The sequence below is a fragment of the Sphingobacterium shayense genome (genome assembly GCF_013179575.1).
In the GTDB taxonomy this organism is placed as follows: domain Bacteria; phylum Bacteroidota; class Bacteroidia; order Sphingobacteriales; family Sphingobacteriaceae; genus Sphingobacterium; species Sphingobacterium shayense.
Genome location: NZ_JABMCQ010000170.1, coordinates 1 through 8,725 on the forward strand (window position 1 = coordinate 1; position 8,725 = coordinate 8,725).

An 8,725-nucleotide genomic window follows, 5' to 3' on the forward strand; every position below is an offset into this window, starting at 1 on the left:
TCTGTAAAACCCTGGAATGAGCTAACGATCGGAATCATAACGTAATGGTTTTCAGAAAGCTGAATACCTGTTCCTCGAAATAATGCGCTGAGCCCTATACCTATTGCCACAACCATTAAAGGGGCGGGGATTTTTTTAAGTCCTTTTATTTTAGGCCAATAAATTAATATCGCTAGTGATAGCACACAAATAGCTGCTACGCCCCAATTTACGCTTTCTAAAATAGTATTACTAAATGCTGCGAAGCCTCCGCCGTTGTCGAATTCAAAAGCATGGTTTTCTGCCATACCGAAAGCTAATGGTATTTGTTTTAGAATGATGGTAATTCCAATTGCGGCGAGCATTCCTAGAATTACAGCTGAGGGAAAATAATTTCCGATCATACCTGCTTTGATAATGCCTAGTATCAATTGAATAATGCCTGCGATTACTACGGCAAGCAAAAAAGTTTCATATGCGCCAAGTTTTTCGATGGCCCCAAGCACAATTACGGTCAATCCGGCGGCTGGTCCACTTACACTTAACGGTGATTTACTGATTGACGAGACAACAAGTCCCCCAATAATTCCGGTTATAATTCCGGCAAATAATGGCGCACCGGAGGCCATTGCAATTCCCAGACAAAGTGGTAGTGCGACAAGAAACACCACAACACTAGCTGGAAAGTCATATTTTAAGTCCCTTTTCGAAAGCTTCAGAAAAGCGGACATACGAGTTCCTAACATAATAATGTTTAACTAATTTATTCTCTATTAAAATTTAATGGAATACATAAAGATACTAGCGACATCTAATCATACCGATAGCATAGCTTATGTATATAAGCTGATGAGAAAGATTTTAGCAGTTAGGAGGCGGTGTGGGGACTGTCGGATGAAACGCGTCAATTAGACGTTCGTTTTTTAAATAGTGACGTTGATCGCCTAGGTTTTCAACGGCCGGGCCAAAAGAGAAGAAATCAGTATTATTTGTGTTTACAAATTTCGTTCCGCCCTCATGTAAATCTTCAGATGGGTAATTGCCCTTGGCAGTGTTTTCGATCTCTAGTTGTAACACAACCTGTAAGATAGTACCCTGATCAAGGATGTCTACAAACATAGGTGTAGCCGAAATGAGCATCTTTATCAAAAAGACGGCAAAACATATTTTCGCTCCTAATATTTGTTTAATTCGCACTAAGTCACCTTTTAATTTTGTTCTTTTCAAAAATACATATTTTTCTTTGGATTTGTTGTGAAAAAAATGTCATTTAATGTTATTTTTTTAATAATCCTTTTTGAATCACTATATTTAATTATATATCTGACAATTTTTATTAAAAATATTTATGAGCGAAAAGACAGGTGAATTTGTTAATAAAATAACAGCTTCCTATAGTCCTAAAGGAGCATTTATACAATTGGGTGCGGCGATTTTAGATGGACAGGTTATTTCGGATGCGAAGGTTAACTTAGCGTTAAAGATGATGAACCGTCACGGATTAATCGCCGGTGCTACAGGCACGGGGAAAACAAGGACTCTTCAACTAATGGCGGAGCAGCTGTCGGATGCTGGGGTACCGGTGTTTTTGCTCGATGTGAAAGGAGATCTTTCTGGTTTGGCGCAACCTGGGACGACTAATGATGCTCTTATTGAACGCGGTAATGCTGTCGGTCTCCCTTTTCAACCTGCGAGCTTTCCGTTGGAGATTTATTCGTTAAGCGGAAAGATTGGCGTTGATATGCGGATTACAGTAGAAGATTTCGGTCCGATCTTACTTTCTCGAATCTTGGATCTTAATGACACTCAAACGGGTGTGCTCGCAGCTATATTTAAGTACGCCGAAGATCAGAAGTGGGCTTTAGTCGATCTAAACGATTTGAAGAAACTTCTATCATACCTTACCGATGGACCCGGTGCCGAGGAAATAAAGGACAATTATGGAAAAATAAGCACGTCCACTTCAGGTACAATTCTCCGAAAAATTGTTGCAGTTGAGCAACAGGGCGTCGCGCATATCTTTGGAGAGAAAGAGTTTGAAATCAATGACTTGTTTGGGAAAGTTGATGGCAAGGGAGTGATCACACTCTTGAATATATCTGATATTCAAGATCAGCCTTTACTGTTTTCCACATTCTTATTAAGCTTGTTGGCGCAGCTTTTCAAAAACCTTCCTGAAGTAGGTGACTTGGATAAACCAAAACTCGTATTCTTCTTCGATGAAGCTCATTTATTATTCAATGGCGCTTCGAAAGCATTTTTGTCGCAGGTGGAGCAGATTGTGCGCCTTATTCGTTCGAAGGGAATCGGTGTCTTTTTTTGTACACAAGCTGCGACGGATATTCCAGAGTCTGTGCTAGGACAGCTTGGGAATAGGGTGCAACACGCTCTTCGGGCGTTTACTCCCAATGACGCCGATAACCTTCGAAAAACAGTCAGAACTTATCCACATTCCGAATTCTATGAGATTGATAAAGTACTAACCTCGTTGGGAACTGGCCAAGCTTTAGTTACTGTGCTAAATGACAAGGGGATTCCAACTGAAGTCGCAGCAACTCATCTCGTGGCTGCGCGTGCGATAATGGGGCCGTGTGAGCAAGGATTATATAATGACATTATTCAAAAATCAGAATATCTTTCTAAGTATAACGAACGTGTAGAACGCGAAAGTGCCGCCGAGATTGTGGAGAAGAAGACAGCAGAATTTGAGGACAAAGAAAAAGAGGAGCAGCTAAAAACGGGTTCCTCTCCCCGCAATAATCGTAGACAAACACCACTTGAGGCGGCTCAAAAGCAAGCGTCGCGAACCCTCGCACGTGAGGGGGTGAAACTTTTGGGAAAACTAGCAACAGGTCTCATTAATATTATTTTCAAAAAGAAGTGATTCGCTAACTTCTTGCTCGTAAAAAGGGCGCTAACGGTTGCGTAAAGAGGTTATTTACCACAATGAGTAGAATTATATTTATATCTTTGTGGTACATAAACTGAATTTTACTAATAGAATAAAAATGACTAAACCAACATTATTGATTCTCGCCGCAGGTATGGCAAGTCGTTATGGATCCCTAAAACAAATTGATGCATTTGGACCTCACGGAGAAACGATTATTGACTATTCAATTTACGATGCTATTAATGCGGGCTTTGAAAAGGTAGTGTTTATCATTCGTGAAGAATTCCTTGATACAATGAGGGAGGTTTTTGATAAAAAACTCGCGGGCAAAATAGACGTTGATTATGCTTTCCAAGATTACGATCTAAGTAAGTTTGGTATTAATAAAACAATTGAACGCTCAAAACCCTGGGGAACGGCACACGCTGTTCTTAGTGCAAAAGATATGGTTAATGGACCATTTTGTGTGATTAATGCCGATGATTTTTATGGAGCGGATTCCTTTAGGAAGATGGCAGATTTTTTGACAACAGATGTTACTGACGATAGGATGGCTCTCATGGGCTTTCAAGTAGGTAATACAATGTCTGATTACGGTTATGTTTCAAGAGGTGTATGTGAGGTAGATCAAGACGGGTACCTAAAATCTGTCACCGAGCGCACCAATATATATTATGCAATGGATGAGGCTACTAATCAGAAGAGCGTTGTGTTTGAAGAAGCTGAAGTCCAGTATCCGCTAAGCCCCGACGCTCGAGTGTCGATGAATTTTTGGGGTTTTACGCCTCATATTTTTAGTGTGGCTGAGGAGATGTTTAAAGAGTTTGTTGAAATTAATTCTGAAAACCCTAAATCTGAGTTTTTTATCCCTTCAGTGCCTGATTTTATGGTGAAAAATAATATGGCGGGTTTTCGAGTCCTTCCCACCTCGTCCAAATGGTTTGGAGTAACATATAAAGAAGATAAACCTATCGTACAGGAGTCTATCTCGAATCTAATTGCGCAGGGGGTATATCCCGAAAAACTTTTTTAAGATTGATAAGTTTATTGAAATAAGGCCAGACTTAACGTTTGGCCTTATTTTGTTCAATGGAATTTCCAATTAATTGGAGATCAAACGATGCTTTTTTTTACCTTTGGTTTTTCTAATCCACGGAGTTCCACGTATCTATTCAACATGAAACTTAAATTCTCATCTTTATTTTTTTTTGTGTTTTCTGTCCTTCTTACTTTTGCTCAAAAGAAAAAAGAGCCACAAGTTTTAGTTTTCGGCTCCGGAATAATCGGATATAGCGCTGCCGTGCAGGCCTCACTCTCGGGTGTGCAAACCTTGTGGATAGTAGATGATGACGTTTTGGTTCCTGAATTTATGCTGAGACCTACAGGTCTTGAGAATCTACCTAATGTGGACGGCGGAATTTGGTTAAAGACGTTGATGTCAATACGTGCAAGTGCCCCGAGTGATTCACTTGCACGTATTGACAAACAAGAGTTGAATCCAAGATTATTTGAAAATGCTGTTGAAAAAGTAATTTCTCAACAAACCAATCTAACGATAGTTCGATCAAGCAAAATCGCCGCTATTAATAAAAAAAGAAGGACATGGGAAGTGATACTTGGAAATCGTTATAGCTATACAATAAACTGTATCATCGATGCGTCAATTGATCAAAAACTAAGCCTGTTTTCCCATAAGGACGATAATGAACAAAAAAACACGAAGGCTCGAAAACTTGAAGAGTTTTCACCCTCCGATATACGCAGCTTGGTTGCTGCTGGTGAATTTCACAATGATATATACGGTGTTCAACTTGCAGACTTGATACATTACGAAAATAATGGTTTCTTTAATTTAGCGGGTGTTTCAAATATAATAGACACCGTGGCATCCACCGCACCTTTACGATCATGCATAGGGCAGGCGTTGGGTGCTACCGCTGCATATTTAGCTTTTTTTAAAAAGGAATCTTCTGAAATAGCTATTAGAGAACTACAGACTGAATTAATGAATTACGGTGCGCGGATACTACCGTATCAGGATCTGTCAATTGATGATCCCAATTTTTTGGCAATTCAGCGTGTCGGATTAGCCGCCGTTTTTGAAGCAAAATGGCAAGGAAATTTGGTTTCCTTTGGAAGGGAGGACAAAGTGATTAACACAGAGATTAAGCAGATATTTAACCAATTGTATTCCCGTAGTCAGTTGTGGTTTTTAGAGAATAATGCTAGAGTAGACGAACTTACGCTAAAGGATGCACTATCTTTAATCAAGTTTGTAGGATTACGTGGGGATGAGATCGATAGAGAGGTTCAACGATACTGGTCTGAAAAATTTAATTTTTCAGGTACTTACGACGAGGATCGCCTACTTCGGAGATACGAGTTTATGGTACTGCTGGACCGATATGCCAGTCCGTACGTGAAAAAAGTAAGTCAGCAAGGTAACTTTGTGTTTTGATACACCAAATTTTCCCTTCCACCATTTAAACAAATCGATGGTCATTGCGGTTAAATGTGTGTTATTATTACTTGGTGGCCCATCACGATTCGCGTTCGGATTCTTTCAAGACCCATCTTCTGAATATTATCGAAGAGTTGGTCTTTGTTCAAATTAAAACGAGACCACAATTTTAATAACTGTGGTCTCGTTTTAATTTTAATAGAATTGCGATTATTTTACTTCTTCGAATTCTACATCCTGCACGTCATCTCCGCCCTGCTTACCGCTTTGGGAATCTGCCGGGTTTCCTTGATCTTGTGGAGCTCCTTGTTGAGAAGCAGCATACATCTCTTCAGACGCAGCGTTCCAAGCATTTTGTAGTTCTGTTGAAGCCGCATCAATGTCATCAAAGTTTTTAGCAGCGTAGGCTACTTTTAATTTTTCTAGACCAGCCTCGATAGGAGCTTTCTTGTCTGCTGATATCTTATCGCCATATTCTTTCAACTGCTTTTCAGTAGAGAATACTAATGCATCAGCGGCATTGATCTTGTCCGCTTCTTCTTTTACTTTTTTGTCTGACTCAGCATTTGCTTCTGCTTCCTGCTTCATTTTTTGAATTTCTTCATCAGATAACCCAGAAGAAGCCTCGATACGGATATTCTGCTCTTTACCAGTAGCTTTGTCTTTTGCAGAAACTTTGATGATACCATTTGCATCGATGTCGAAAGTAACTTCAACTTGAGGAATACCTCGTGGTGCAGCTGGAATACCATCTAAGTGAAAACGTCCAATTGTACGGTTTTGAGAAGCCATAGGGCGCTCACCTTGGAGGATATGGATTTCTACCGACGGTTGGTTGTCCGACGCCGTAGAGAATACTTCTGATTTTTTACTTGGAATAGTTGTGTTTGCTTCAATTAGCTTAGTCATTACACCACCCATTGTTTCGATACCTAAAGAAAGAGGAGTAACGTCTAATAATAAAACGTCTTTTACTTCACCAGTAAGTACACCACCTTGGATTGCAGCACCCAGCGCAACAACTTCGTCTGGATTTACTCCTTTTGAAGGCTCTTTACCAAAGAAGCTTTTTACAGCATCAACAATCGCGGGGATACGAGTTGATCCACCAACAAGAATGATTTCATCAATATCAGACGTAGAATAACCTGCATTTTTTAAGGCAGATTTACAAGGATCAATTGTACGTTTAACTAAGTCAGCTACCAAAGATTCGAATTTAGCGCGTGACAACGTACGTACTAAGTGTTTAGGGCCTGTTGCATCTGCAGTGATGTAAGGTAGGTTAATCTCTGTTGAAGTTGTGCTTGATAGCTCGATTTTTGCTTTTTCTGCGGCTTCTTTTAAGCGCTGCAATGCCATTGCATCTTTCTTCAAGTCGAAACCGTTGTTTTCACCTGCGAACTCGTCGGCTAACCAATTTATTACTGCGTTATCGAAGTCATCACCACCTAAGTGTGTGTCGCCATCAGTTGATTTTACTTCGAATACACCGTCGCCCAATTCTAATACGGAAACATCATGCGTACCACCACCACAATCAAAAACAACGATTTTCATGTCTTTGTGTGCTTTATCCAATCCGTAAGCTAAAGCAGCTGCAGTAGGCTCGTTGATGATACGTTTAACAGTCAACCCCGCAATTTCACCAGCTTCTTTTGTTGCTTGTCGTTGAGCATCGTTGAAGTAAGCAGGTACTGTAATAACTGCTTCGCTAACCTCTTGTCCTAAAAAGTCTTCCGCTGTTTTCTTCATTTTTTGAAGAATCATTGCTGAAATTTCTTGAGGAGTATATTTACGATCGTCAATCTCTACACGAGGAGTGTTGTTGTCACCTTTTATAACGTTGTAAGGAACTTTTGTCGCTTCTTTTGTAGACTCATCATACGACAATCCCATGAAACGCTTAATAGAATAAACAGTTTTGTGCGGATTCGTAATAGCTTGGCGCTTTGCAGGGTCACCTACTTTGCGTTCTCCACCATCAACGAATGCTACGATTGACGGAGTAGTGCGTTTACCTTCATTGTTAGCAATTACTACGGGCTCGTTACCCTCCATCACAGCAACACATGAGTTCGTAGTCCCTAAGTCGATTCCTATAATTTTTGACATATCTTGATTAAAATTATTATTTACAAATTTATATTAACACTACACCATTATCAACTGCTGTGCCAACGTTAAAAACGGCATAAAAAACTAAATTCTGTCTTTTCTTAGTCAAAATCCGCTGACAAAGTGTCATTTTTTCTGTCGTAAGTTACGTGTGCATGACGAGACATTTTTTTTTACTGAGAATAAATTGCTAAATTCGTGTTGATAAGAAAAACATATTATAATGACCTTTCAGGAATATTTAGATTATTTTGAACAAATTTTAGAATCTCCAGAAGACTTTGACCCCTACGGGGATAAAGAATATTTCAACTACACCAAGCTCAATTGGTCAAGAACAAACCGGTGGTTAAAACGATTTGAACCGAATGATCAAATAAAAAACCTTATTGCGTCTATAACTGAACCACAGCACTGGATTGTAATTACTGAGCCGTGGTGTGGTGATGCCGCACATTCGGTAGCTCAACTTTATCAGATAGTGAAGAATAATCCGAATATAGATTTTGAAATTCAGCTACGTGATAGCGAACCTCATCTTATCGAGGACTATTTAACCAGAGGGGGAAAGTCTATTCCAAAACTTATTATTCGGAATGACGTCGGACATGATAAAGTAATTTGGGGCCCTCGTCCCGCGAAGTTGCAATTGATTTTTGATCAGATGAAGACGGAAAATAAGTCTTTCGAAGACCCGAAAGAAGTTTTGCAACGTTGGTATAATGAAGACAAGGGGGAGGAGTTACAGCGAGAACTTATAATCGCTATGACCTAACTATGAACATTGAAGATATTCGCGAATACTGCATCACTAAAAACGAGGTAACAGAAGAACTTCCATTTGGACCGGATACGCTAGTTTTTAAGCTAGCTGGGAAAGTCTTTTTGCTCGTTGGTCTGTCTCAAGTAGACGAGCTTTGTTTTAATGTAAAGTGTAATCCTGAATATGCGGTGGAGCTACGTGAAGATTATCCTCATACTGTTTTTCCAGGCTATCATATGAATAAAAAGCATTGGAATACTGTGTATTGTAATCGTGAGCTTTCTGATGACAGAGTTCGCTCTTTAATCGATGATAGCTATTCCTTAATTTTCCAGACTCTGCCCCGAATGTTGCGGGAGAAGATACTTGATTCGTAAAAATAAAAAAGGAGTCCTTGTATTTCGAACTCCTTCTGTACTAAAGAATTTTAATTATTGATTATCTCACTTCCGAGACTCGAATCGTATTGGTTCTTCCTTTTTCGTGAAGTGGTGTTGAAGACGTGTTGATT

The 8,725-nt window shown here is 39.6% G+C and carries 8 protein-coding genes; 5 read left to right on the plus strand and 3 right to left on the minus strand.

The features are described from left to right. Together HP439_RS15820 and HP439_RS15825 are read right to left on the minus strand one after the other, a co-directional pair. On the minus strand, positions 1-725 hold a 725-nt coding region (locus HP439_RS15820), incomplete at its 3' end, for a SulP family inorganic anion transporter (protein WP_172391308.1). A 115-nt stretch (positions 726-840) separates the two neighbouring features. Then, positions 841-1,206: a hypothetical protein gene (locus HP439_RS15825; RefSeq protein ID WP_172391309.1), complete on the minus strand. Its 366-nt coding sequence runs from the start codon at positions 1,204-1,206 to the stop codon at positions 841-843. A gap of 121 nt (positions 1,207-1,327) precedes the next feature. Between HP439_RS15825 and HP439_RS15830 the strand changes: the two genes are divergently transcribed. The 3 genes from HP439_RS15830 (at position 1,328) to HP439_RS15840 (ending at position 5,330) form a co-directional block, all read left to right on the plus strand. Then, entirely contained in the window at positions 1,328-2,863 is a 1,536-nt protein-coding gene (locus tag HP439_RS15830) for a helicase HerA-like domain-containing protein (protein ID WP_172391310.1), read from the plus strand. A 124-nt stretch (positions 2,864-2,987) separates the two neighbouring features. Then, positions 2,988-3,905 carry a nucleotidyltransferase family protein gene (locus HP439_RS15835; RefSeq protein WP_172391311.1) on the plus strand — a complete coding sequence of 306 codons (918 nt, stop codon included), beginning with the start codon at positions 2,988-2,990 and terminating at the stop codon, positions 3,903-3,905. A gap of 144 nt (positions 3,906-4,049) precedes the next feature. Continuing rightward, entirely contained in the window at positions 4,050-5,330 is a 1,281-nt protein-coding gene (locus tag HP439_RS15840) for an FAD-dependent oxidoreductase (protein ID WP_172391312.1), read from the plus strand. 213 nt (positions 5,331-5,543) lie between these two features. Here HP439_RS15840 and dnaK read toward each other — a convergent pair whose 3' ends face one another. Continuing rightward, positions 5,544-7,448, minus strand: coding sequence for a molecular chaperone DnaK (dnaK, locus tag HP439_RS15845; RefSeq protein ID WP_172391313.1), 1,905 nt, complete (start codon positions 7,446-7,448; stop codon positions 5,544-5,546). A 226-nt stretch (positions 7,449-7,674) separates the two neighbouring features. On the opposite strand from dnaK, the gene HP439_RS15850 reads away from it, so the two are divergent. Then, on the plus strand, positions 7,675-8,226 hold the full coding sequence (locus HP439_RS15850; protein ID WP_172391314.1) for a thioredoxin family protein: 552 nt from the start codon (positions 7,675-7,677) through the stop codon (positions 8,224-8,226). A gap of 2 nt (positions 8,227-8,228) precedes the next feature. Further along, on the plus strand, positions 8,229-8,591 hold the full coding sequence (locus HP439_RS15855) for an MmcQ/YjbR family DNA-binding protein (RefSeq protein WP_172391315.1): 363 nt from the start codon (positions 8,229-8,231) through the stop codon (positions 8,589-8,591). The last annotated feature ends 134 nt before the right edge of the window (positions 8,592-8,725 follow it).

What these genes read in the sequence shown, in the direction of transcription:
- HP439_RS15850 (WP_172391314.1), top strand. Translation starts at nt 7,675, where the DNA reads ATGACCTTTCAGGAATATTTAGATTATTTTGAACAAATTTTAGAATCT.
- HP439_RS15835 (WP_172391311.1), top strand. Translation starts at nt 2,988, where the DNA reads ATGACTAAACCAACATTATTGATTCTCGCCGCAGGTATGGCAAGTCGT.
- HP439_RS15840 (WP_172391312.1), top strand. Translation starts at nt 4,050, where the DNA reads ATGAAACTTAAATTCTCATCTTTATTTTTTTTTGTGTTTTCTGTCCTT.
- HP439_RS15830 (WP_172391310.1), top strand. Translation starts at nt 1,328, where the DNA reads ATGAGCGAAAAGACAGGTGAATTTGTTAATAAAATAACAGCTTCCTAT.
- dnaK (WP_172391313.1), bottom strand. Translation starts at nt 7,448, where the DNA reads ATGTCAAAAATTATAGGAATCGACTTAGGGACTACGAACTCATGTGTT.
- HP439_RS15855 (WP_172391315.1), top strand. Translation starts at nt 8,229, where the DNA reads ATGAACATTGAAGATATTCGCGAATACTGCATCACTAAAAACGAGGTA.